General features: G+C 46.1%; 25 protein-coding genes. 14 read left to right on the forward strand and 11 right to left on the reverse strand.

Translation table 11 applies throughout. The annotated features are described in order from the left end of the window. Positions 1 to 184: 184 nt before the first annotated feature. Entirely contained in the window at positions 185 to 610 is a 426-nt protein-coding gene (locus GJR95_RS41085) for a response regulator (RefSeq protein ID WP_162391402.1), read from the reverse strand. A 622-nt stretch (positions 611 to 1,232) separates the two neighbouring features. Beyond that, entirely contained in the window at positions 1,233 to 3,125 is a 1,893-nt protein-coding gene (locus tag GJR95_RS41090) for a CocE/NonD family hydrolase (protein ID WP_162391403.1), read from the reverse strand. A gap of 267 nt (positions 3,126 to 3,392) precedes the next feature. On the opposite strand from GJR95_RS41090, the gene GJR95_RS41095 reads away from it, so the two are divergent. After that, complete coding sequence (locus tag GJR95_RS41095) at positions 3,393 to 3,689, forward strand: sensor histidine kinase (protein ID WP_162391404.1); 297 nt, start codon at positions 3,393 to 3,395, stop codon at positions 3,687 to 3,689. A 657-nt stretch (positions 3,690 to 4,346) separates the two neighbouring features. Here the strand turns inward: GJR95_RS41095 and GJR95_RS42635 are convergent. Further along, positions 4,347 to 4,481 carry a hypothetical protein gene (locus tag GJR95_RS42635; RefSeq protein ID WP_262889743.1) on the reverse strand — a complete coding sequence of 45 codons (135 nt, stop codon included), beginning with the start codon at positions 4,479 to 4,481 and terminating at the stop codon, positions 4,347 to 4,349. Positions 4,482 to 4,502: 21 nt separating this feature from the next. On the opposite strand from GJR95_RS42635, the gene GJR95_RS41100 reads away from it, so the two are divergent. Further along, the gene (locus GJR95_RS41100; RefSeq protein ID WP_162391405.1) at positions 4,503 to 5,063 is read left to right on the forward strand and encodes a DinB family protein; all 561 of its coding nucleotides are present in this window, start codon (positions 4,503 to 4,505) and stop codon (positions 5,061 to 5,063) included. Positions 5,064 to 5,218: 155 nt separating this feature from the next. Here the strand turns inward: GJR95_RS41100 and GJR95_RS41105 are convergent, their stop codons facing one another. Further along, positions 5,219 to 5,725 (reverse strand): hypothetical protein, encoded by a 507-nt coding sequence (locus GJR95_RS41105; RefSeq protein WP_162391406.1) that lies wholly within the window; start codon positions 5,723 to 5,725, stop codon positions 5,219 to 5,221. A gap of 609 nt (positions 5,726 to 6,334) precedes the next feature. Here GJR95_RS41105 and GJR95_RS41110 point away from each other — a divergent pair. Both GJR95_RS41110 and GJR95_RS41115 read left to right on the forward strand, forming a co-directional pair. Next, entirely contained in the window at positions 6,335 to 7,291 is a 957-nt protein-coding gene (locus GJR95_RS41110; protein WP_162391407.1) for an NAD-dependent epimerase/dehydratase family protein, read from the forward strand. Positions 7,292 to 7,417: 126 nt separating this feature from the next. After that, positions 7,418 to 8,188 (forward strand): alpha/beta fold hydrolase, encoded by a 771-nt coding sequence (locus tag GJR95_RS41115; protein WP_162391408.1) that lies wholly within the window; start codon positions 7,418 to 7,420, stop codon positions 8,186 to 8,188. Positions 8,189 to 9,200: 1,012 nt separating this feature from the next. On the opposite strand, the gene GJR95_RS41120 is transcribed toward GJR95_RS41115, so the two are convergent. The 3 genes from GJR95_RS41120 to GJR95_RS41130 form a co-directional block, all read right to left on the reverse strand. Then, complete coding sequence (locus GJR95_RS41120) at positions 9,201 to 9,407, reverse strand: hypothetical protein (protein WP_162391409.1); 207 nt, start codon at positions 9,405 to 9,407, stop codon at positions 9,201 to 9,203. Positions 9,408 to 9,529: 122 nt separating this feature from the next. Continuing rightward, positions 9,530 to 9,949 (reverse strand): hypothetical protein, encoded by a 420-nt coding sequence (locus GJR95_RS41125; RefSeq protein ID WP_162391410.1) that lies wholly within the window; start codon positions 9,947 to 9,949, stop codon positions 9,530 to 9,532. 139 nt (positions 9,950 to 10,088) lie between these two features. Further along, the gene (locus GJR95_RS41130) at positions 10,089 to 10,733 is read right to left on the reverse strand and encodes a recombinase family protein (protein ID WP_162391411.1); all 645 of its coding nucleotides are present in this window, start codon (positions 10,731 to 10,733) and stop codon (positions 10,089 to 10,091) included. Between the two features lie 193 nt (positions 10,734 to 10,926). On the opposite strand from GJR95_RS41130, the gene GJR95_RS41135 reads away from it, so the two are divergent. Continuing rightward, complete coding sequence (locus GJR95_RS41135) at positions 10,927 to 11,118, forward strand: hypothetical protein (protein ID WP_162391412.1); 192 nt, start codon at positions 10,927 to 10,929, stop codon at positions 11,116 to 11,118. A 252-nt stretch (positions 11,119 to 11,370) separates the two neighbouring features. Continuing rightward, a complete protein-coding gene (locus tag GJR95_RS41140) occupies positions 11,371 to 11,922 on the forward strand; it encodes a dihydrofolate reductase family protein (RefSeq protein ID WP_162391413.1) in 552 nt (183 codons plus the stop codon). A gap of 439 nt (positions 11,923 to 12,361) precedes the next feature. Here the strand turns inward: GJR95_RS41140 and GJR95_RS41150 are convergent, their stop codons facing one another. Further along, on the reverse strand, positions 12,362 to 14,698 hold the full coding sequence (locus GJR95_RS41150; RefSeq protein WP_162391415.1) for a hypothetical protein: 2,337 nt from the start codon (positions 14,696 to 14,698) through the stop codon (positions 12,362 to 12,364). A 324-nt stretch (positions 14,699 to 15,022) separates the two neighbouring features. On the opposite strand from GJR95_RS41150, the gene GJR95_RS41155 reads away from it, so the two are divergent. The 5 genes from GJR95_RS41155 (at position 15,023) to GJR95_RS42930 (ending at position 17,149) form a co-directional block, all read left to right on the forward strand. Next, positions 15,023 to 15,463 (forward strand): hypothetical protein, encoded by a 441-nt coding sequence (locus GJR95_RS41155; RefSeq protein WP_162391416.1) that lies wholly within the window; start codon positions 15,023 to 15,025, stop codon positions 15,461 to 15,463. Positions 15,464 to 15,837: 374 nt separating this feature from the next. Beyond that, positions 15,838 to 16,212, forward strand: a complete 375-nt coding sequence (locus GJR95_RS41160; RefSeq protein ID WP_162391417.1) for a hypothetical protein — start codon at positions 15,838 to 15,840, stop codon at positions 16,210 to 16,212. Next, positions 16,206 to 16,469, forward strand: a complete 264-nt coding sequence (locus GJR95_RS41165; protein WP_162391418.1) for a hypothetical protein — start codon at positions 16,206 to 16,208, stop codon at positions 16,467 to 16,469. The genes GJR95_RS41160 and GJR95_RS41165 overlap by 7 nt, the downstream gene beginning before the upstream one ends. A 139-nt stretch (positions 16,470 to 16,608) precedes the next feature. Continuing rightward, complete coding sequence (locus GJR95_RS41170; protein WP_162392053.1) at positions 16,609 to 16,893, forward strand: DDE-type integrase/transposase/recombinase; 285 nt, start codon at positions 16,609 to 16,611, stop codon at positions 16,891 to 16,893. A gap of 40 nt (positions 16,894 to 16,933) precedes the next feature. Then, the gene (locus GJR95_RS42930; protein WP_394370013.1) at positions 16,934 to 17,149 is read left to right on the forward strand and encodes an integrase core domain-containing protein; all 216 of its coding nucleotides are present in this window, start codon (positions 16,934 to 16,936) and stop codon (positions 17,147 to 17,149) included. A gap of 550 nt (positions 17,150 to 17,699) precedes the next feature. Here the strand turns inward: GJR95_RS42930 and GJR95_RS42445 are convergent. The 3 genes from GJR95_RS42445 to GJR95_RS41190 all read right to left on the reverse strand — a co-directional run bounded on the left by GJR95_RS42445 (position 17,700) and on the right by GJR95_RS41190 (position 18,572). Next, positions 17,700 to 17,894, reverse strand: a complete 195-nt coding sequence (locus GJR95_RS42445; protein WP_232541029.1) for a phosphatase PAP2 family protein — start codon at positions 17,892 to 17,894, stop codon at positions 17,700 to 17,702. An 83-nt stretch (positions 17,895 to 17,977) separates the two neighbouring features. After that, positions 17,978 to 18,268: a hypothetical protein gene (locus GJR95_RS41185; protein WP_162391420.1), complete on the reverse strand. Its 291-nt coding sequence runs from the start codon at positions 18,266 to 18,268 to the stop codon at positions 17,978 to 17,980. A gap of 133 nt (positions 18,269 to 18,401) precedes the next feature. Continuing rightward, positions 18,402 to 18,572, reverse strand: a complete 171-nt coding sequence (locus GJR95_RS41190; RefSeq protein WP_162391421.1) for a hypothetical protein — start codon at positions 18,570 to 18,572, stop codon at positions 18,402 to 18,404. Positions 18,573 to 18,971: 399 nt separating this feature from the next. Here GJR95_RS41190 and GJR95_RS41195 point away from each other — a divergent pair, with 399 nt between their 5' ends. The 3 genes from GJR95_RS41195 (at position 18,972) to GJR95_RS41205 (ending at position 23,597) form a co-directional block, all read left to right on the forward strand. Continuing rightward, complete coding sequence (locus tag GJR95_RS41195; RefSeq protein ID WP_162391422.1) at positions 18,972 to 20,969, forward strand: ImmA/IrrE family metallo-endopeptidase; 1,998 nt, start codon at positions 18,972 to 18,974, stop codon at positions 20,967 to 20,969. 195 nt (positions 20,970 to 21,164) lie between these two features. Further along, positions 21,165 to 21,644 carry a hypothetical protein gene (locus tag GJR95_RS41200; RefSeq protein ID WP_162391423.1) on the forward strand — a complete coding sequence of 160 codons (480 nt, stop codon included), beginning with the start codon at positions 21,165 to 21,167 and terminating at the stop codon, positions 21,642 to 21,644. 21 nt (positions 21,645 to 21,665) lie between these two features. Next, positions 21,666 to 23,597: a hypothetical protein gene (locus GJR95_RS41205; RefSeq protein WP_162391424.1), complete on the forward strand. Its 1,932-nt coding sequence runs from the start codon at positions 21,666 to 21,668 to the stop codon at positions 23,595 to 23,597. Positions 23,598 to 24,218: the final 621 nt, after the last annotated feature.

Genomic DNA, 24,218 nt, shown 5'->3' on the forward strand with positions numbered 1-24,218 from the left:
GGGCAGGTAGAAGGGCAGGTGAATCGGCTGAAGACCATCAAGCGAACCATGTATGGCAGAGCCAGTTTTGACCTGTTACGAAAACGAGTGGTTGGATTGGGTTAATCACCAAAAGTGATTCAGAACCTGAGGCAGCGAAATCTCCACTTCCTAAAGTGCGAAAAGCATTAAGAATGGATAGCTGCTATACTTCGCTAGTAGGATGAAGACATTCGCTCCAGTAAGCTATGATCAGTTTAATCTGTCGTTTTAGCTCAATGTAGGTGTAAGGTTTCTTAAAATAGCCTTGCACGGTTATATCGTAAGCGATTTGAACGAGGGCTGGGTTGGCCGAGGTCGTAATGAATACGAAGGGAATCGATTTACGCCGGAGATACTCGTTTTCGTTTAGCCGTTTACGCAACTCAATGCCATTTATTAGCGGCAAATTGGTATCGCACAAGATCAAAAATGGTTTTTTAGGCGTGCTTTTCAGGAATTCGAGTGCAGCCTCACCATCAAAAAAAAAGCATACTTCATTCAGGATCTGTAACTCCTTAATGGCTTCTGCGATTAAAAGTTGGTCGTCCTTATCGTCTTCAATGCAAATAATAGGCCCTGAGAGTGACACAAATAAATTATTGAGTATGAGTCTAGTATATGCTCACACCCTTAATACTTGTGATTACTCATTTTGTTTTTTCAATAAGGAATTGGCGCGGGGTTCTGGCCTATGCACACAGTCATTAGGAATGTTAGCACATTCCTATTCGTTTTCGTACTTCACTCTTAACGTGCGAAAAGTGATTACCCATAACCGAATTAGTACTGGGAAAACCCAAGTTTTTATTAGAAATATTTACGTACTTCCTAGAATAGAACGAAAGGCAGGTAGTATCCCAGGAAACGCCCATTTTTTGTAGCATATCCCTTCGACTTTCTTTGTCTCAAGTAGGAGGGTATTTTGAGGTAGGGTCCCTGTGCCGTTTCGTACGGCGACGGCAAAGGGACCCAAAGTCTCTTCGGGTTCCCATCCTGTTGGCCTAGTTACTGGTAACAAGAACCCACCAGGCTAACGCTGGTGAGTAAGCGTCCATCGTTTTTTATACCGTTGCGTGATGTGAACATCCGGTGAGTGATTAACCGGTCCCTACCCGTTACGCACGGCTGGACGAACCAAGTAATACAACCCGACTAAGCCAAACCCCAGTAAAAAGCCAGCACTTGCGTTCGGCAGTCATGGCTTTGTGGTCTTACAAGATCCCCACGGTTATCCGACTGGGGGCACCCTGACCGTGATAAACCCGGTGGGTGGCTTTCTGATAATCACCCGGTTTGGCCTGGAAAATATCAACAAACGTTTGCGGGTTGCGGTCGGCCCAGGGAAAGCACGAGCTCTGCACCTGAACCAGCAACCGATGGCCTTTTTTAAACGTATGCAGCACATCCTGTAGCTCGACCGCAATAGCCGTGGGCCGACCCGGCTGGAAGGGCTGAGGCTGGCTGGGATTGTTGCGGTACTTGCCCCGCAGGATCTCCATCCGGACCAGTTGCTGATAATGCGCAAAAACCACCCCGGGCTTGGCCGGATTAGGGGGCGTATCGGCCGGATAGGCGTCAACGAGCTTCACCACCCAATCCGCATCGGTACCCGTGGTGGAGACCAGTAGGTTAGCTAGAATAGGTCCAGCCAGGGTTAAATCCGCCCCAAGGGGTTCAGTCTGAAAGGTCAGCACATCGGGTCGGGCCAACGCAAAGCGCTGATCGTCGACCATATAATCCTTCGAAAAGCCATCATTGATCCGGGGTGAATAGGGCACCGGGTGGGCCGGATCAGACAAAAATTCACTGAAGGATCGAGCCGCCGTGGGGGCCTCGAAGCCCAGTTTGCCCCCCGCCTGCAGGTAAAGGGTTCGCGAGGTGAGGTTTCGGGGTGGGTACGTATCGAAGGTCCGCCAGCGATTGGTGCCGGTTTCAAACAGGGTGGCTTCGGGCAGATCAAAGGGACCACTGGGGTCCAGCAGGTAATGGCGAAAGAAGGGCGCTTCAATGGTTTGCTGGTAAAAGGGCAGTGGCTGGGTACCGAAATCTTGATCGGCCAGCGTCTGGCCCGAAGGCCGAATCCAGCCCCCATGCACCCAGGGACCCACCACGATCCGATTCTGGATACCGGGATTCTGCCCTTCGATGGCCTGGTAGGTGTGGAAGGTGCCGTACAAATCTTCGGCATCGAACCAGCCCCCCACCACCAGGATGGCGTGTTTGATGCCCCGCAGGTGGGGCAGGATCGTACGGCGTTGCCAGTGCGCATCGTAGGTGGGATGATCCACGTTTTCGTGGTAGTAGGGGTTGCGATTGCGGTAGTAACCCGTTTCCGAATTGGCCGTCGGTCCCATACTCAAGTAAAACCGGTAGCCATCGGCATCGTCGGCCTCAAACAGGGCGGGTGGGTTGGTCTGGGTGGGTTTAGGATGGGGCTGAAAGAGACGATAGAATCGGAAATTAGCGGCCAGCATAAAGGCCCCGTTATGAAAGGCGTCATCGCGCCACAGATTCGAGACGGGTGCCTGGGGCGAGGAGGCCACCAGGGCGGGATGACCTGACAGACTACCGGCCGAGGTAAAAAAGCCCGGATAACTGCTGCCCCATTGCCCTACCCGCCCGTTGTGGCCGGGCAGGTTGTCCAGTAACCAGTCGATGGTGTCATAGGTATCGCTGGCTTCATCGACCTGGGTGGGGGTCTTTTTCTGATCCAGGTGGGGGGTCAGCTGGACAAACGATCCTTCGGAGGCCCAGCGTCCGCGCACATCCTGGTAGACCATGATATAGTTATCCCGCAGGGTAAAGGGATTGGGGCCTACCTTGCGACGGAATAGATCCGGCCCATAGGGCTGACAGCCGAAGGGGGTGCGCCACAAGAGGATTGGGTGCGGAGTCAGGGTGTCTTTGGGGGCATAAATCTGGGTAAACAGGCGGGTTCCGTCGCGCATGGGCACCATCACCTCCCGCTTCTGGTAGGTTTGGCGGAGGTAGAGAGAATCCTGGGCCGCTGTGGGCAAAGTCGGCGATGGCTGGGCGCACAGGAGCCCGGGAAGCAGCCCAAGGAGGGAAAACAGGCAAAACAGGCAAAACAGGCGATGAATCATTTGAAGGAGTAGTTAAACGACCGGAACGAACTGATCGAGGGTTCCTTAGGACGTTCATACGAGCCGGTAAGGGAAACTAGGGTCAGGAGAGCGCGTTGAGCCGTAGGGAGCGGAGCCAATAGCCCTTTCGGCCCTTCTGTTTGAGGTAGGACCTGGCGGGGTTACTTCGGGTTTGTAAGGATAGGGAATCGAGCGGGAAAAAGCAAGCAAAGGGCTTAACTAATTGCTGATAGTCAGCGGGTTGGGGCTGATGTGGTGCCCCAAGAGATGGGACGGGTATTACTAAATCTATTCAACAATGCCTTCTACACGCTTGCCCAACGGCAAAAACAGCCACTAACCGGCTATCCACCCATGATGAGCGTGAGTACCAAGCGCAAGAAAGAGCAGGTAGAATTAGGGGCCGTGACAACGGCATGGGTATGCCCGATGTGGGGTAAAAGCCAAGATCTTCCAGCCTTTTTTACCACCAAGCCCACCGGCGAAGGGACCGGCCTAGGGCTTAGTTTGAGTTATGATATTGTGACCAAAGGACACGGAGGAAGCTTGACGGTGGAAAGCTAGGAAGGAGAAGTAACTACGTATTTGATTCAATTACCGATCGGTAGCGGTCGGTAATTGCGCTGGCCTGGGCTTACTCTTCAATGTCCTAAGTATCGCTTCTTCGCTATCTTGGAACCTGAGTTCTATCGTACTAATTAGGTTTTAGAATCAAATTACTGCCTTGGAAATATACCATTTATTTATATTTTTAGATGCCTATTCTAGCTTATTTATTGGTTTAGTACAAAAATAAATATGCCCTTATCGTTCACGAAAACCCTTCTATCATTAAACTACCATTATAGTTAAATAACCTATTCTGCTTTATAATTTATAAGCCTAAAACCGTTTACGTAAAGGTTATTGTTTATATATGGTGAATATGAAACGTACAAAAATTGAAATGGGGAGGGGAGTAGGTATCTTATAATGTATATATCGGCAAAATACGATTTGTGATAAACAGGGTATTAGGATCAATTGACCTACTCTCTTTTAGTGGAAACAATCTCAACGAAGTTTCCACTAAAAGAGAGTAAGTCCAAGGGATCGCTTACCAACCGGCTGAAAAGATGATTGAGAAACAGGGCATGGCTGAGCTGGTGGCTTAGTTGCAGGAGATGACTCAGCCCGATCACGGCTTGGTGACAGTTGCAACGGGCTGTTGCAGCTCTTGCCCTAACCTACGATAAGCGTTCGCCCTGGGAAGTTCTGCGGAAAAGTACCCGTAGTGGGCGATCGATTCAGTAACTTAATGGACTTGTTTAGACGCAGCAGTTTAGCCCGCTTGGTCATGCTTGGTACATCGTTCATTCACCTTAAAATTAACCTACTATGAAACTACTCTTCAGCCTACTGCTTTCGTTGAGCAGCTGTTCGGTTACCGCCCAGAACCCAGCCAACGATAGCTGGAAACAGCAATTGATTGCCGATTGGGAACGGGCCAAAGCCTACACCGGGGAATACCTCACCGCTATGCCTGCCGATCAATACGGCTTTCGGGCGGCCGATTCCATCCGAAGTTTCAGCCAACAAATGCTGCATCTGGCCATCGCCAATGTGGTCATGGCCACCCACGCTACGGGGGTACAAAATGCGGGGGTTCAAGCGGTTTTTTTTAAGCCGGGCTTTGAACAACGGCCGACCGCGCAAAGCCGGGATTCGGTGATGTATTATGTCTACACCAGCTACGACTATACGATAAATGCCCTGAAGCGTATGAATGGCGGTCAATTGGGGGAAGTCGTCACGCGGGATATGCCGGGAGGCAGGCGCACGGCTACGCGATTGGGTTGGTTGCTCAAAGCGTTCGAACATCAAACCCATCACCGGGGGCAATGCACGATATACCTCCGACGGCTGGAGATTCGCCCGCCCGCTGAAAAATTATGGTAAAGCCATCGTATCCTTGCCCAGGGGCTAACCTGCACGCCGTGCAGGTTAGCCCCTCTTTATTTGTCGTAGTTATCCCTTGTAAAGGGGTGCTTGTTGTTGATGGGGGTACGGCTAAGCTATAACCTGTTCAAATGGGTTAGTGTCTTAGCCCCCTATTAACTGAACAGATTTTCTAAAAAGGCGGGAAAGTCGGCGATCCACATCCTTGTCATGCCCACAATGCCACCTAAAAGGGCAAGAGCAAACACTATTTTTATGATTGTTGATGTGGGTGTAACCGAATTACCCAATCCCCGATAGGTAAATACCCCAGGATGGCGAACCAGTATCTCAGCCCCCTGTTTAAAGTAAATCCAACGAACGGCCAAAATCCAAATAACAATAATATAGAGGTGGAGTAGCAACACGAAAGGGTTCAGCGTCAGCGTCCCTGGATGGAAATAATCGTAAACCGAAGTTGTTCGTCCGGTCAAACTACCCATGGCCATGATCAACCCCGGAATCGTTCCATAGATAAGAAGGGCCTTCAGAATTTGGTCATACCCCGCTTTAAGGTCAGGATTTATGTCAATGTGTTCTTGAACCCGGGCTTTAATAATAACGTAATTAACGACCGTCACTCCGATCAATAGCACCCAGGCATATCTGGAAATTAGGTCCATTTTTGGGATGGTTTATAGACTAGGGACAATCGGGTAAATTAACAAAATGGATTCGACTCGAAGATGGCGAACCTGATGGTGCTTTCCAAATATCAAACTGTTTGGGAGCACCCTCAGGAGTTGAGTTAGTGCGACACTTATTGAATTCTAATCGTAATCCTTTAGGCAACCTATTTTTAGAAATGCACATAGTTCGATTTAACGGGCAAGTTGTTCCATTTGAAATTTTCCTACCTGTTTAGCGTAGTGCGATTTGACTATTGAGCTCTATTGGAAATGTACTATTATGTCAATTTCGATTTTTGAAGTGTCGCTACTTGCTAAGTTACCAATAAGTGCAATTTTTGAATTCAAGGATTTCGTTCACGAAAACGCTTCGATGAATGAACGATATTTCATAATTCACTTGCCGGTTCGCCCAATAAAGTATGAATATAAAAGCGTTCGCATAAAGGTTGCCTTTTCTGATCGCGTACGATGAAAAGTCTTGTCCTGATTTAATATTGACGATTAAATGCACATCGCCACAGCAACATAATGGAAGGGATTTACTAATTTACCCGGAATGCATCTATAAGAAGCTAGCTACCTGATCAAATCCTTTTCCCAATGCGCGTAGTAGTTATTGGCGGTACTGGGCACGTGGGTACCTTTCTCGTACCACGCTTAGTTGAAGCTGGCCATCAGGTCATTTGTGTTTGTCGACAGCAGAGGCAGCCCTATCAGCCTCATAGGGCCTGGCAACTGGTCGAATTGGTTTCCTTAGACCGCAGCCAGCTTGACGGGAAGGGCAAGTTTGGTCAGGCTATTGCTGACTTAAGTCCACAAGTAGTCATTGACCTAATTTGTTTTCAACTCAACAGTGCTCATCAACTGGTCAGTGCCTTACAGCATCGACTGGAGCATTACCTGCATTGTGGGACCATGTGGGTCCATGGCCACAGTGTCATCGTACCTACCGAAGAATCACAGCCACGTTACCCCTTTGGCGAGTATGGCATTCAAAAAGCAGCCATTGAAGATTTTCTCTTGCGAAAAGTCGATCAGAGACGCTTTCCGGCAACTGTACTTCACCCTGGCCATTTAGTGGGTCCGGGCTGGCTTCCTATTAATCCGGCTGGAAACCTTAATCCCGTCGTGTTTGATCAGCTCGCCCAGGGTCGGGAAGTACTCCTGCCTGATAGAGGCATGGAAACATTACATCATGTGCATGTCGACGATGTGGCCCTGGGCTTTATGCAGGCGTTGACTCATCGGGCTCAGGCTGTGGGAGAAAGTTTTCATATTCTGTCGGCTAACGCGCTAACCATGCGCGGCTACGCTGAAGCAATGGCTGCCTGGTATGGTCAACCGGCCCGGTTGCGGTTTGTTCCCTGGGAGGAGTTTTGTCAGCACGTATCAACTCAGGATGCTACTTTAACGTGGGACCATCTGGCTCACAGTCCCCATGGTAGTATTGAGAAAGCCCGCCGATTATTAGCCTATACCCCCCAGTATAGTTCGTTGGAGGCTATTCAGCAAGCGCTGAGTTGGTTAAAGAAGCAGCCAAACCCAGACCACGAGTAGGGGGAAAGGTCAACCACTAAGTAATCCAATCTGGTGAAGGTCTGAAAGAGGCACTGGTTTGGGAAAACTGTCGCTCAACCCTATGGATCGCAACGCCTTTTAAATGAAAATCAAAATCCCCGGAAGATGAAAAAAGGATTGTTTAAATGGATCGTTTCTTCGCTGATAATTTCGGTCTTGTCGGTTTCAGGTAATTGCTATGGGCAGGCAGTCGCAAAAACTAAGAATATAATACTTGTTCACGGTGCATTCGTGGACGGTTCGGGATGGCTGGAAGTATATCACATACTTGCCCGACAAGGGTACAGGGTAGCGATTACCCAGCATCCAATGACCTCTTTCCAGGCAGACGTAGCTGCGGTGACCAGATTAATTGATCAACAAGACGGTCCCTGTGTATTGGTTGGGCACAGCTATGGGGGTGCTATTATAACGACTGCCGGAAATAACCCGAAAGTCGCCGGACTGGTTTATATTGCTGCCCATGCCCCTGATGTAGGAGAGACCGAGGCCGACAATGGAAAAGCCTATCCGCCTGCCTACAAGTCGTTAATCAAGGGAAGTGACGGCTTGGATTACATTGACCCGGGCATGTTTTCAATTGATTTTGCACCAGGTGTTTCCAACGAAATAGCCGGCTTTATGGCAGTATCGCAGCCCGCAATTGCCGATCAGGCTTTCCATGCGGTTATCCAAACTCCATCGTGGAAAACAAAACCCGTTTGGTATATGGTGGCAAAGTCTGACCGGATTATCAATCCGGACCTGGAACGGATGTATGCAAAAAGGGCCAATAGTATTAAAACTGTTGAGGTAGACGGTGCGGGCCACTGCATTTATATGACCCATCCGAAGGAAGCTGCAGCATTGATTGTTTTAGCCACCCAAGGTAAATAAGCCAACGACTGCGATGCGTCATTGTGTATTGCATTGACGAAGGTTGCAACTACTTGTCAAGTTATGTCCGTGTAATAATCGCCAGTTTTTTTAATTGTCTTTTACAAGGATTGTTTACCAGAAGTATAGCTATAGTCTACCTCAGCAGCCAAACTCTGCCATTATTGATCCGTGAATCAATCCGTAAAGAAGGAGATTACCTTCTTTACGGATTAATTCACGGATCAATAATCAAAAATGTTCTATTTTGTTTATTTCGATTTTTGGATAGACATTACCAACTGAGTCATCAATAAGTGCAATTTTAGAATTCTACGAATTCGTCCACTAAATAGCTTTTTTAACGGATCGCGTTTTATAACCTGGGACCGATAGTTTGCCTATCAGTCCCAGGCGCAACTAGTTCTTACTTTAGGCTATCTCCTGAAGCTAACTTATCACAGAGCCGACGCACGGTTAAGTAGTGAATAGCTAGTCCCCGTTCGGAGTTAATACGTCCTCCTTCGTCTCTTGACTAGCCTGCTCCACAGTTTCTACAAACTCCTCCGTTGAAACCGTGTGTACATAGGGGTCATCAAGTTCTTCATCCGCATCCGGGGTGAATGGTTGTTTATCTATATTCATACCGGCAAGCTAGTCTTTTTGGCCTGGCTGAAGTAGCAACGACCTAAAGTTTTACAATTTGTAGTTTATTTGACATAAACTGTGACAAAACGAGCTTTACTGCCAAGCTGTCAGTCAGCTAATACATTATAGATTTATCGTAACAAAGCCATGACGGAGGTTATGGGATTTGAACTTCTTTACTACCAGCTATCAACGTAAAAAAATGTATTGATAATCAATTGTTTAATGGTTTTGATTTTCCATTGCTGAACAGCTCGAACGATTAGTTATTTTCTATAGCTGATAGATTCAGCGAAAGCCCATATAATTGGAAAGGGATGTATGAAGTAGATACACTAATTTTATTATTCCCCTTTCTAACCCTCTTGGGGGGTAAACTCTCCAGTCAATTCACTTTCCTAATCTCAGTCGCACTCAGGGTGATCGTAAATTCGCGCCGTTGGCTGTTCCAGCAGTGCACCCGCTGCCCATATTGACTGATGACCGGAACAGGCCAGTCAATTTCACCGTTAGCTGCAGCTAACTCTTGAGCAGCCTGCGGGTCGATCAGTGTAACCAAGTCGTCAAGCTTAAACTCATTGTTTTTCTTCATGAAGTACTGGAGATACGAGTCTGCTAGTTTATTTAGAATTCAGAATGGTTTTGCCGTTTCGTATGGCTCCGGCGGCCACCGTGGCGCGGCCCAGCGCAGCGGCAAAGTAACCCCTTAATGACCTACTTCTCATCCAGTTTACTTCCAGGATGCTGCTCGACCGAATAGAGCGTAAGCACCACACGCGCACCAACTTCGGCAATTCTGGCCAGTATCGTGGTCGAAAGATGGTGACTGAACTCCCTGGGCTCATCTCCGCACTGATAGCCGATATCGAATTCGCGACGGGTGCAGGCTGCCCACAGCTTATGGGAGGACTCGTCCAAGGCATCAATTGCCATGAGCATGACACCGATATTCAGGTCAGGTTCTGAGCAGGATCCACTAGTCTCGAGCCTAGCCGACCACAAGCCGTTCTGCGCCGGTCCAACGTAAAGCGAGCAGAGCACGCCATGCCTCACCAGAGCCTCGGCAAGTGGAGCCAAGTCATACGGAGCCAACAGGTTAAGATCGGTGTTAATGTAGAAAATTTCGCGTTTCATAGGAGCTGCTCACCGTCGTCTATTGGTACAGGCACTGAGCCATAGCGGTAGCGATTGTACTAAGTTTGTTCATCGAGTTGGGCAGAACTACCCCTTATTACTCTTATTAATCAAAGAATTATGGCTGATTCTATACTTTCTATTCATCAAGCCGCTTAACACTCATGGCCAAAAACTCTTGACCTCGCCGGGTCCGATAGCCCATCTGATTCAACCGATCGGCGATAGCTCGGTACGTCAGCTCTTCTTGGCGGTAGAGACGAATTAACTCCGCAGCTTGTCGATTGGCTAAATTCACCTGAGCATTTTGTTGACGGACGACTAAACCTCGACGAGTCACCTCTGGAGTAATGTTAGGCATGCCTAATTTATGTCCCTGGGCCTTCTTAGCAGCTAAGGCGGATCGGGTACGCTCACCGATCAGTTCCCGTTCATGTTGGGCTAATACCGCCATAATGCCAACTGTCAACGTATTAGCATCGGGAATGTCACAAGCCACAAAGTCGACTTCAGAGTTACGCAGCGAGAAGATGAAAGACACATTGCGGCTGAGCCGATCCAGCTTGGCAATGAGCAAGCGGGCTTTATGCTGTTTCGCCTGAGCAATGGCTGCGGCCAGTTGAGGTCGATCGGCCCGCTTCCCCGACTCCACTTCAATAAACTCATCCAGCAGTTCGTCGCCCGCTTTGAGGAATCGTTGGACGATGTCCTGCTGGGCCGAGAGCCCTAATCCACTTTTACCCTGGCTAGCGGTGGAGACACGGTAGTAAGGAACGTACTTCATTCAAATTATTTACGTATATAGGTAAGAGTTAGAAAGGGAGCCGAAAACTCTACTTTTTGCTCCTTTCCAAATTTAATTTGGCTCGCTTCAAGTGCCTTTTAGACGAAGATAGACAAATATACCTCTTTGAGAAGCTTCTCTTTTTATAGCGACCAGGTTTTCGGCTATCTTTAGGTAACAATATCCACTAGCAATGGCCGCACTCTTGTTCAAAGCTCAACTCGTCAATCAGGCAGGTGTACCCACAGCCGAGTTCGCTCGTATTCTATTTGGAGTTGACTCACCAGAGGAAAAAGAGAAAACGTTTCGGGCTATTTGTAAAACGACTTATCCCCAGTTGCGCATCCAGGAGCCGTTGAGCATTTCGCCCGCTAAACTTGACTAATGTTTATCGTGACGCCCAATACTAGTCCGTCAATAAGTTGGTAAAGTCGTTTAAGTGTCCCCCAGCTATTTAGGTACTGTAGAACATTAAAAGCGTCAGTATCTCTGGATAGATTTGGTCAGGAGCATATAAGGATGGCTTTCATTAGAGGCAAATGGTCATAAAAACGCCCTCATATTGTCGCGATTGACCCGCATCAGCGTAGCTCACCTGGTTTACTTTTGTATAAACAGTAAACTACTGGCTGACCACATGAGATCGGTATCATTTAGTATGAATATTAGCCTGGACGGCTACTGCGATCACACGATGTTCAATCCCAGTGAAGAGGTGCTGGAGTATTTCACAGCAACGTTGAGCGGGGTAGATCTGCTGTTTTTCGGTCGAGTGATGTATCAACTTATGTTTCCCTATTGGGCTGATGTAGCCCAAACTAAATCCGGCACAGCGACTGAAAATCGATTTGCTGAGCGGCTGACGGCGATCGATCGAGTGGTGATGTCACGCTCCTTAAACAGCGTCGATGATAAAACACGCATTGTCCGCAGCCACCCGGCCGAAGAACTCCTAAAACTGAAGCAGCAACCGGGCGACAAAATTTCGGTAGACAGTGTCAGCTTATTGCCAGAATTCATCCAAGCCGGTCTGATCGATGAATTTCAGTTGGTTGTCCATCCGGTGATGGTGGGGCAGGGGAGACCCTTGCTTACTGGGGGAAGCCTACAGGAAACGCTTAATTTAAAGTTGGTTGATACGATTGCGTTCAAATCCGGCAATGTGGCGCTTCACTACTTGAAACAGTGACAGAAGATTATCCAGTCGAATTACTAGTATCAGTATCCATCTAGACGCGATAAGCGTAACCTTAGTTAAACGTTCCTTTAATAAATGTTAAATCCACTATTCTACATTTCACATGTTGTCACAAGAACAATTAGATCAGCCAATTTATAATTTAGGATACTTATTTAATATTTAAAATGGAAGGTGAAAAGAAGTATACATTACCGTTCAGGTGCCCATGGATGGGCTACCGGATGGTCTATATCGCTATACAATTTTGCAAATCAGCGATCTTCATGCCGGGGCCGGTATCCCTCGTCACTATATAGACCAGGTCGTTCAGAAAGCTCTTAATCAGCCCATGGATATTATCGTGCTTACGGGCGATATTGCTGAAGGAAACTTTAGTAAGTATCAGCATCGTGTTGAGCCGATTTCCCAATTGAAGGTGAGTCACGAGTCAATCAAATACCTTACTTTCTGGCCACAACTGCATAATAATTCTTTCCAGATCGGTATGTTTTAACCAAAGTGCTTTTTCCTCCTTGAGATAATTTAAGTCGTCTTTATTGGTACCGAAGCCGTGACGGTGGCTCCTTATTAAAGAAGCTACTGCCAGTTGAATTTCGTCTTTCTGGGCTTGATAGCATGCCTGGTAAAAATAGATACGTCTATGGCCTTCCTGCCGTGGTTGGATATCTCCTTCGGAAGTAGCCGTTGAATGAAGCAATATTAATCTATTCATTTTTCCAGACAAGTATCTCACGATCTTTGCCCGGTATTCATGCTCAGCATGAGTCATCCACTCTTTATATTTCTCTTCTCTCGTATCTGTGCGAACTTCATCATATACCGTTTGCCCAAATGGAAACCCGTCCTCTGTTTCGTCTGGTAGCTTCCCATCTGTCATGGCTTCTAAGAACAACTCTACCCGCGCTTCCGGTACTTTACCTCGTCTCACGGAAACTCCATACAATTTGTTTACCTCCTCTGTTTTTTCGAGCCAGAAAACGAAATGGATATAGGTGTAATCCCCCGGAAGTTTTGGGCCATCTGGAATGGACTGAAACGTGATAGCCAGGTAATTTACCCCCCGCTCTACTTTACTGGTTTGGATCGGACTTGACGATGCGGAAAACTGCATCCACGCTGTTCCATCAGCACACAAGCGCAGCGGATACTCTACGATAAAATATTGCCGGGCTTTGAGCGGTACGGTCGGTTTCTCACGAACCCAACGACGTTCTAGGGAGTAAACCTTATATAACCCAACCAGCCCGAACTTTGGGGCCTGTGCATCATAATTCGGACTCGTCAAATTAGCTACCGACTTAATTGTATTAATTTCTGTGAGTGCTGGTTGGGTAATGCCCGTAAAAAAATCAAACAAGATCTGACTATACTCTCCTGTGGCTTTATTGAAATCATCTCTGCCTGTGAGTAGAAATACGGCTGGCTTGGGGGCTGATTCCATTCGTCTAATTGCCGTTCGGCTCCCCATAATCGTTTCCTTCTCATTGTCATTGAGTCCTGTACCAATACCCCATACCCATTCGTCGGGCGCCGTTAGGTTAAAAAGCAGCCGAAACCGATACTGTCCAGACAGTCGCAGATAGTTGAATTCCAGTGACAACAGTTGGTTAGCCTGTCCCCAAACCCGCACATCCCCTCGAATGGTTTGGATTTGACTGTCCATAGTGTCAACGCCTTCTGTACTTTCCTGTAATGCCGCATCCATTAGACGGAGTGCCACCTTCCCGTTACTCTCAATAATACATCTAAATCGATGGAGGGTGCTGGTGACTGCGTTCATGTAAAAGCCGGTGTATATCCCCGCCATTGAGTTGATGGTTGACCAGGCTGTAGCCACTGTAGTTACCACATCCTCACGGGGGACAGCTAGCACTTTATTAGCCAGAAAATAATGTATCTGATGGGCTAGTTCTTCCTGATCTGCTGCGTCCGTAGCTGGTTTCAAGATGGTTAGCCCTACACTCGGGATGGAATCGTAGTCCGCTGGCAAGGTATAGATCGTCGAAAATGTACCCGTAAAGTAAGAGCTAGGATCATCCAGCGAAAATATAGGCGTGGCCATACCCGAGAAAACATCCTGCTGACCCGCAGAGATGATCAGATTAATGTAATCCCGCTCTTTTGTTTTCCTTTCTTCCCACAAATTAACAAACAGAGTCAGGTTTTTCCCTTCCTGCCACTTCCCGGTAAACTCAATTCTGGCTTCATTCTTAGCCGCAGCATCAATTGCCTGTGCCTGTAAGGAAAGACTAGCCATACGTTTCTGTTCGTGTAAGGTCAATTCCCCACTAAAAATTTTTGAGCGATGCACACTGTAGCAGTAGCAGGTGTATGTAACACTTTTACGAGGTAGTGGCTGCTGTAGATCAGGTGACTCAACCTGAACACCCGCAATGCGAATCTTAAGTTGCGTTGAATCCTTTCCGCTCAACGTTCGTATCTCTACCTGCTGAAGCTGATACAGTGCCCAGAAGAGGTCTACATACTTTTCTTTTTTCGCATCATGGCCGGATCGTACCTCAAACATCCGGTGAATTGTCATAGGACTCAATCCTGGAATCTTCAAGTCGGCAATTTGACTCTTGAGTGCACTAAAATGTATCCTGTTAATTCCCTCGGCATCCCCTTTTTTAAGGTTAACCCTAACCTCTACAGCCAGTTGGCGTAGCTGCTGGACTGTCAGTCTGGCCAGTGCCTCTTCCAGAATTTGTCGTGTGTAATCAGGAACATGTTGACTCGACTGGGGTTGCTGTGATTCACTCATAGGTATGGTATGGCACTACAATTATCAGGATACTTTCTCTGCCGAAGCGATTCAACTCAAAATTATACTTAATCCCCGTTTTATTTTATCATGATAGAAATCAGGGAATAGACAATTTTTCAAAAACTTATCATGATAATTTTAATTCAAGCGAATAATATTTCGTGATATGCTATAGATTTAACAAATTAACGCTTATTTGTAGCAGGATAACAAAATATTATTCTTAAAAATCTTGTTTTGTCCATTTAAACTGTATTAATTACATCTAGCAACTACCTATAATTTCTTCTCAATCAAAACTAATCAAACCCCTAATGAGTCATGAAAGCGCCGTCCGTTATCCTCCCAAGCCTGATGCTCCTGGTTAGCCTTGAGACAATCGGTTTTGTCGGGCATTCGCATCCCGACCTAATTACTTCCGAGGTAGGCGTCATCAGTGTACTACTGATGATCACTTCAATCGGGAGCCTAGCTTTGGTGAACCTGGGTGTTCATTCCAACACGCTGGTACCCAAAGCCCGGAAAAAGCATAAGGTGCATAGAATCCTCGATACCTTGCTGCTCTGGCTGTGTGTGCCGTCGCTTCTTCAGGTATACGTGGAAGCTTTTTCGGGTAATGAGTTTCTGCATCGGCTCATCCTGTTTGGGTACCTGAGCTTTTCAATACCTGCACTGACCGGTCTTGTCATTGTAATGTGTTCGGTAAGCTGGAAACGGGAAAACACAAATCCTCCCAAAACCCATGAAAAAATCACCCTGTAAACCACAGTCATACCGAAGCCCCTCCCAGCGAAGCCCATCTATTCAGTTGGGCTTCGCTGGTTTTGATAGTTAATAATCTGGCAAAAGATTGCCAAAAAAAACGCCGGCCGTGGAGGTCCGGCGCAACCAGCTACGATAAGAATACAGCGCCAAACAGGAACCCGATCCACACTCGCGTCGGCGACGACCGCACAGTAACCGGCAAGCCCTGGCCCCAAAGGCCCGGCACTACCCGCAACCGATGCCAAGTGAACACCACCGGTGTCAAAACTATTCCGGGCGGGTCAAGATGACTTGTCCTGACAAATGTTGACCATAAACAGTCAATTTATGGACAGACTTGTTAGACTACGCATGAAAAAGCCCAAACCTGTATGCGCCAAATGGTGGCCGCCGTTCTACTCGGTCAACTCAACATTGACCAAGCCACTGAGCGGTATAAAGTCAATCGAATGACCGTCCTGCGCTGGATCAGAAAAATCGAAGAGGAGACAAAAGCCAATAAGCAAGCTGCCTCGTGTGATTCTGATCTGCCACCCCCTCGAAAACGAGCGTCAACCAAGAACTCGCCCCAGCAGAATGAAGCCGAAGTCAATCAACTGCGGGCCAAGCTGCGTTCGCTCGAACAAGAACTGGAAGCGGCTAATTTCAAAGTCCTTTATTATTCAACTCTGGTCCGGGTGGCTAAACATGAATTGGGGGTGGATATTGAAAAAAAGTCCGTTACCAAGCCATCCGGTTTATGCTGACCAATTATCCCAACATTTCGATTCGGCAGCTAGAGGGTGTGCTTGGTTTTTCTCGACAGGCTTACTATCAATATTGGCAACGGCAAACGGGCCAGGTGAGCTACGACGCTGACATACTACTTCTGGTCAAGAAAGTTCGTCAGGATCATCCACGTATTGGCGGTCGTAAGCTCTACAGTATGTTAGAGGAAGAGTTTTTGGAAAGGGGAATAAAGATGGGACGGGATGGCTTTTTCGACCTTCTAGCAGCTAATTGACTGTTAATTAGAAGGCGAAGGCGGAAGGTGAGGACTACCTTTTCGGGTCATCCGTTCCGCAAGTACCCGAACCTGATCAAGGACTTAGTCGTGGAAAGACCTAACCAATTGTGGCCGGGCCGCCGGTGCGGTATCGGACATCACCTATTGGTTTACGCAGTACGGATGCCTCTATATCTCGTTCGTGACCGATGCCTATTCCAAACGAATCATGGGTTATTGTGTAGCCCCAACTCTAGGGGCTATTCATTGCAAAGCGGCCTTACAAATGGCCCTGAAAAAGATCAATAGACGAACGGCCAAGGCATTGATTCACCATAGTGATCGGGGAATTCAATACTGTAGCGCCATCTATACCACGTTGCTGGACGCCTATCATGTTGATATCAGTATGACTGAGACGGCCGGGCCGCCGGTGCGGTGATCCGCTGGAGAATCCCATTGCTGAACGGGTAAACGGGATCATCAAGAATGAGTATCTAGCTCACCGAGGGGTGTACCCATTGGCCCAGGCCGAGTTAGTACTTGAGCAAGCGGTTTTCCTTTACAACTATAAGCGTCCACACTTAAGTTGTGACATGCTCGTGCCGGCTCAAGCGCACAACGGGGGAAAAAAGTTGAAGCGAAGGTGGAAGAATTATTATCCCCAAAAGCAGACAGTGGATCTGGCGGGTAGTTAAAATAGGGTGTAAATTAGTGGTCAATAAAAAGATGGATAACCAATAAACGGTCAGCATAAATTAGGACGGGTCAAGATCAAAATCGTCTAATTAAAGGGTAAAGGAGATCAATAAATGAACGGCGTAAATATTTGTAAATTAATACTTTAGGTTGGTTATGACAGCCCTTAAAAAATCGTTCACAAAAACCCTTGGACCGATGAACGCTTTTCATGACTTATAGTGATAGCATAAAGTTCAGCTCTGATACCTGAAACCGTTCACGAAAAGGTTACTTTTTATGAACGGACTCTATGAAAAGTACAAATTATTAAAGCGGTGCGGGGGAGGCCATTCTTATTTTGCCTTAACGGTATAATACCATTTCTAAGGCAAATCTTAAATGTGTATTGGGTGGTAACTAGCAATTCTTTTCACATGCGAATGGAGGTTTGTACAAGGGCCAATACACTGTCCTATTTTTAGGGCTTTTTGCGAGATATAGCAGATTCCCTTACTATCACTGTACCCAGACAAATTCAGTTTATCTGAGTAAGTTTCCAGAGGGGCGCTATTTTTTCCACTCAGCTTTAGCCGCTTCAAGGTCACGTTGAAAGGTAGATCTCTTATTATAGTAGATCAGCATTTGATGCTTCACCAGGCGGGCGGCTTCATTATCGCTGGGGTAGTGAATGCCCATGATCTCCCGCGAACGACGGATTTCTTCGGCGAGTTTGAGAAATTCGGCCCGATGCTGTGGCAGCAATACGCTCCAGGTGTATGCCTGGATAAACGCCCATTAGTTGTGCCCCCTGGCAAAGGCCGGGGTGCCGATCCGAGTCAACGGCTTTAGCTTGGGTTCGAAATGTAAGGGCGAGTGCGAATAAAGTGATATTTGATGGTAAACTCCATCACCCGCATATCCTGCATAACACCTTTTAGCAAGTGGGCCGTTTTCGGATAGTTTTCTGCCCTACAACCAGCTCCTAAAATTTCACGACCTTCAAAAAACAGGTCTTTCAAGTTCTGACGATAATCCGGGTGCGAGGAGAGCAAATCAACGGGTGGCCAAAAGCCAATATCGCCCAGGAATTCGACGCGCTTTATCTGCTCTGGGGTGAGGGTGCGCTGTAGCGCCAATAAATGATCGAGTTCCTTGCGAGTCTGGTCGGAGGAATTGGCTGGTGGGCGAACACTGGTTTTAAGGGTTTCGACTTGCTACGCTGTCAGAAAATAAGGCTTCACCAGCACATAGGTCAGCGAGCTGCCGTATTCACTGGATGGATAGTGAATGGTATCCTTCCAGGCGCGGCCGAGTTATTTTCCCGATTCTCAATGCGCTAAGCTGTTTATAATGGTCGGCAACGGGTTCCTGAGCATAAGGAGCCTGCGCATGGGTGAATATACCCCACAACAGCAAAATGGAAATCAAAGTGGTTTTCATACGGGATGCAATGATTAGAATTGCATCCAAGACGGACTAGTCCCCATAAAGATGCATCGGTAGGGCATTCTTTTTTTGCTGCTCCTTCAGGAACGCTTGCAGGGTCACGCAATCGGGCCGAATAGCAAAGCTCTCAATGCGGACTTTCGGGTTAACTTCCAGATAAAAGCATTCGTAAAACAGCTTTTGGGTAAATCTAAAAAACGAACCAAATTCGTCACTTAAATTTATTTTGTCTTTTCGGTGGTGAATTCACGACCCGCCTTTGAGAAAGCCGTAGTAGGAATTAAGGTAAATACGTAAATTACCAACGATCAGTCATTTACGACTTAAATGGTATTGGTCATTGTATAAAGGCAGCCGATGAATGTATACGTCCCGTCAAGCACTATTAGACTATTGCGGTGGCTTCTCGGATTTCTTCTGTTGCTGCTGATCGGTTGGTTAATTTTTGACACATCCCCAGCCGAAGCGAAGTGGAAAGCAATCGAAGAGGAACTTAAACGGGGAACGATTGGCAAATTGTCATTAGAGGAATCGGATCTACTACAACAAACCCTTACCTGGATTATTCCGCAGGCGGGTATTAAAGGGCCAATTATTATTAATAACAAGCCGCAGCCTGGCCATCTGCATGTTTATGTGACTACACCCGACGCTATGTCAAGTACGGGGTGCGCCAGGGGCAATGCCATTTACAATGCGGAACTAGATGCGATCTTCATCGATCAACAAATCCTGTATCCCAAAGAGATTCCAATGTTAGGTGAAAAAAGTCCAAACGCTTTGCTTTCGCTAAAAGATTTTACTTTCGTGCCCGTTTACCTTCGTTTTATTTTGCTCCATGAGTTAGGCCATCGTCAGCTTCACCGTCGTTCGAGTGGTTTCTTTGACGTGGGTAGCAGTTCCCGAAAGGCAGAAAAAGAAGCCGATAATTTTGCGGTCAATACCCTTAAAAAGGCCTACCAGGCAGATCTTAGCACCGGAGGGCATCTGGTAGGCGAGGGGGCGGCCGAATTCATACAAATGGAGGATAGCAACTTGTCCGTTTCAGAACGGGTGTGGGTTGATTTAGTCAGTTCAGTGGCGAATATGAGCCAGGCACTTATGTTCTCGGACAGTGATTTTTCTTCCTTTTATGAAGACACGGCTCATCCGAATTTTATCAAAAGGGCTATGGATATCCTCGACGCGGCCGTTGCCGCTCCAGAAAATAGCTCTGCCCTGAAGGCCCATGCTGCCATTTATAGGAGGAACCTCGATCGGATGCAACACTTAGCCCAATCCGACTATGCTGAGATACAGTTAACCGAAGGCGTACAAAAGGTGACCTTTGATGCTGAACATCTACTTTCTATGACCAACCGAGGTCACATATTTTCTGTATCACTTGACGAAGTACAAAAAGCTATTTCAGCGAAGAACCATACCGTTAGACGACAAAGGCCTACCATTAATGGACCTTATCAGAGCGTGGATGAGGATGAGGCCTATCACAGCGAAATGTGGGTTCATCCTAAAAGCGGGCCTATCATTATCAGACCCGATTATAAAACGTTCGAGGTCAATGCGGTGACCATTCAAAATAACCAGTTTATTGCTTCACCAACCCTAACACGGCAGCTTAGAAAGGACGGCTATCGAGCAGAAGCTTATACTTCTCCCCAGCCCGCAACGGTAGCCCTATTAAAATCGGTTGTTGCTCAAAATGAGCAGTTTATCATTGTGCGTAATGGCTTGGTAACCAATCGCATCCGCACCGCTACCATTAAGCAGGCATGTGCTAAACGATTTAACCTCGTATCCGTTAACATTGAAGTAGGTACAGTTACGGATAGCCTAGCTTATTTAACCATATTCGATGGCCAAGGGATTCCTGAGCACATCGTTGGAGTCGCGCAGCTTGATCTCTACGCGGGGAAAATACGTTCCCTCAATCCACTACTATTTCGGGATAAGGAAGGCTATGAGATGCCATCTATTGCGAATGATAAACTGGTCGTCGTGCCCCGAAACGGAGAACCGTTATATGTCTTATTGACGCGGAATCGAATTCACTTTATTGCATCGATTCTATCAACTACCCGGCCAATAGAGCCATTATCAGACCAACCCTTCTTATTTGATAGCGTACTGACGGAGCGTCATAAGACGGGCAACATTATGGGCCATTTTGACCCGCAGTTGACCAGCGCAACATTATTGCCATCCGGACAGATCCTTGTGATCTTTGCGAATGATTCGGCTTATCTCTTAGATGTTCATACCGGAAAAACAGCCATTGTATTTAGCCCCGGAACTGCCGTTCAAGTATCGGTGAGTAATCAGGGTTTTACGGCGTTTTTTATACCAAATGGACGCAAAATTTACGTAATTAAACCCAACCCTTACTTTTAAACAGCATGCATTTCTATGGTCCACTGAGAACCCTTAACCATGGTCCGGCTATTTTGGTGAATGATCAACGATGTCGTTAAGTTTATTTTTAATTAATTGATTGTCAGACGAAAATATATTTTTGTTTAGATTGAGCTTTCAACAGAGGGCTTGGATAATCTACTTGGGGTAAGTACTCCATAACCAATTATAAATATGTCGAGCAGTATAAAATTTCTCCTACCCGTTATTGCCTTGGTGATTGGCTTTATCATGTTCTGGTATCTGGTGCCGAAAAGTCCTTCATTCGGCATGTTCTCGGGCACAGATGAGGTGAACTTGATGCGATTTGCTTTAAGTTTCCTAACTACCATCATAGGCGTAGTACTTGGATCATTCTATCGCAACCTACGCGCTCTGCAAGCGACCGGGAAAAACACGATTGAGAAGCCCCTTGTATTTCTTTCTGAAATGACCCGCTCTATTGATTTATGGCTTGGTTTAGTAGGTGCGCCGATTGTCTACGCCCTACTTTTACAATCGACGGGAAGTATGACACTTCCCGGACTGCTGGTGATTGCACTAGAGAACGGTTTTTGTTGCCTGGTAATCATCAATGGGTTCGTCAGCCAAACAGAAACTAAAGTTAAGGATTCAGCTCAACCTTCAGAAGGTAAAAAGAGCACAGACGCATAATAGAGAAAGAACAGCAGTCGCATGAAGAAGTCAACTGCTTTTTGGATTAGAATAGTAGGTGGAGGAGCAATTGCCATTCTACTTGGGTGGCTTGCAGTTGCTCCACGATTTGAGTCGAGGTTTATAACCCTTAAAAAATTTGTGACTACTGGGGATATTGGTCGCCTTACTTCTGAGGAGAATGTTCTTTTTCAAGAATTGGTATTACGAGCTGTTCAAGCCGCGAACATTAAAGATTCAATTGTAATTAACGGGCTTCCAACTGAAACATCGCTTCATTTCTATTTGACTGATTCTCGTTCGCAAAAATTTACAGGTTGTTTTACTGGCAATGCTGTTTATGATCCTGAATTAGACGCTGTTTTTATAGATCGCAGCCTTTTCAGACCGAAAGAATTAGATAGTTTTGGAGGAGTCTCGATTTTTCCTTTTTGGAGGAATCGAGACTTTGCCTTCACTCAGACATTTCTGACTTTGATTCTTCTACATGAGCTTGGGCATCGCACATTGCATCGGTCACTTAGCCCCTTTTTCGATGGAAATCTATTTTCTAATTCAAGGGATAAAGAGTTAGAAGCTGATGTTTATTCTCTTGAAGCCTTCAAAAAAGGATATTCTCAGGGGTTATTTTCTGATTCAGATATTCTAGGGGAATTTTCCGGAGCGACCGGCATTAAAGACAAACTTAATTCTGACGAAGCGTTAAGTGCCGCATTGCTATTTTCAGCTTCTCAAATGAGTACAACGCTGTTGTTTACACGCGGGTCAACTTCCTCCTTATATGAAGATGAAAGTCATCCTAGTTTTGGCTTTCGAATTAATCGCATTGCTGATATACTTGCGAGACAGGAATCAAGAAATCCAACTCTGAACAAATACATCGCCTATTTTCGGTCAAAGTTGAAGCGAGTGGACTCGCTTCGCTATCTCGGTTTCACTGAACTTCATAGTGAGAAAGCTATCAGAGGTATTGCTTTTGATGAGAATGGCCTGACACTCGTTGATAAAAGCTGGAATGTAATACATGTCCCTAATGAAGATTTAGGAAAAAACTTAAAATCAATAACGTTAAGTCCATACATTCTAGGGAGGATACCAATCCAGGACACAACGGATAATCTTTGTGAAATATGGAGTTTGAAAAATGGCGGGGTGTTTCTACTGTCTTGTAAGCATCATCTATTCTCAGTACATAAGCGGAAGTTTAAGACGGAGCCATACCTAAACAGTAGGCTTGATTCTACATTGGCAGATATTTTCTCTTCAGACCAGCCTGCTCCATTAATAATTCGTAATAATTTCCCAACTTTTTCAGTAATACGGAACCATAAAACAATCCATACCGAACGCTGGGCTAATGTTTTAGGTAATGCTCCAGCGTCGTCCCCAGAAGAACAACTAACAACAAGAGAAATTACAATTATAGATGACATCAGTTTTGTTCCCGTCTATGGTGATCATGGGCTCATAGGGACGCTGATAATTTCTGTTACGCCAGCATTCAACGTGAAATTTGTGAAATTAAATACTGAAGGGGATATTGATAGGACGGGCGAGCTTGCTATTTGTAAAGAGGGGAACAGAATACGTTACTTCCTAGCAGGTAAAGTGGATGTACATACGAAAGTTACTGTTTGGGAGCTTGACCTATTACATGCGCCTAAAGAAAAAGCGACTTATTCACCACTTTTAGATGCATTGTCGACACTCAAAATATCAGCTCAGAATAGTCTTGTCTATATTAGAGATATTAAGTCTACTGGCGGAAAGTATATATTTATATCCCTTATGGGTGATGGTGTTCTTCTCTATGATATACATTCAAATAGTATCAAACCAGTTTTTCATACAGTAGCAATAGAACCTACAATTATTACCTCTCGGCAAGGGACTGTGGCCTTTACAGCAGAAAACTCTTACAAAGTATTTGTTATGCCTTTAGGTAATAATTAAGTGTGTTAAGAACACACATTCGCCTGTCAATTTTCCTTTACCCATATTTATGATTTTCGTCTTAAAAAAGCCCGTTTTAGCGAGATTGCGAAAAGCCGTAATATACCTACTCAATAATTCGCCCGGCGTCGAAGTTGCGCCCATCCCGGTCAAATTACCATCCGCATTGGCAGTCCAATACCATATCAACATCTCATATTCTCAGTAGGGGTTGAGTTTGTGTCCGGGCAGCCGTTGCTAATAATCACTCAAGATTTTTTTGCTGTAATTCTTTGGAGGGTAATGTTCATCTACGCGACCCCAAATGTTGTAAGAATAGGCAAATTAATTGGTAGGATTCTCCAATTAAGTTATAGATTTTTGCTTAGGTAATGTGATTAGAATATGATAGCTTATTTGAATTATACTATTTTATTTGTCTCAGGTTTTATTTGGAAATTACAAGCTACATCAGCGATAAGTTCAATTTTAGGATTCGTCTATTTCGTCCAAGAAATCCCTTAGCCAAATGAACGCTTCTAATGACTCAGGGAGCCAGTCAGACGTTCGGCTTAAAAGTAAGAAAGCGTTCACGAAAAGGTTGCTTTTCGTGAACGCTAACTATGAAAAGTTCAATCCTTG

The sequence above is a fragment of the Spirosoma endbachense genome, assembly GCF_010233585.1.
GTDB classification, from domain to species: Bacteria; Bacteroidota; Bacteroidia; order Cytophagales; family Spirosomataceae; genus Spirosoma; species Spirosoma endbachense.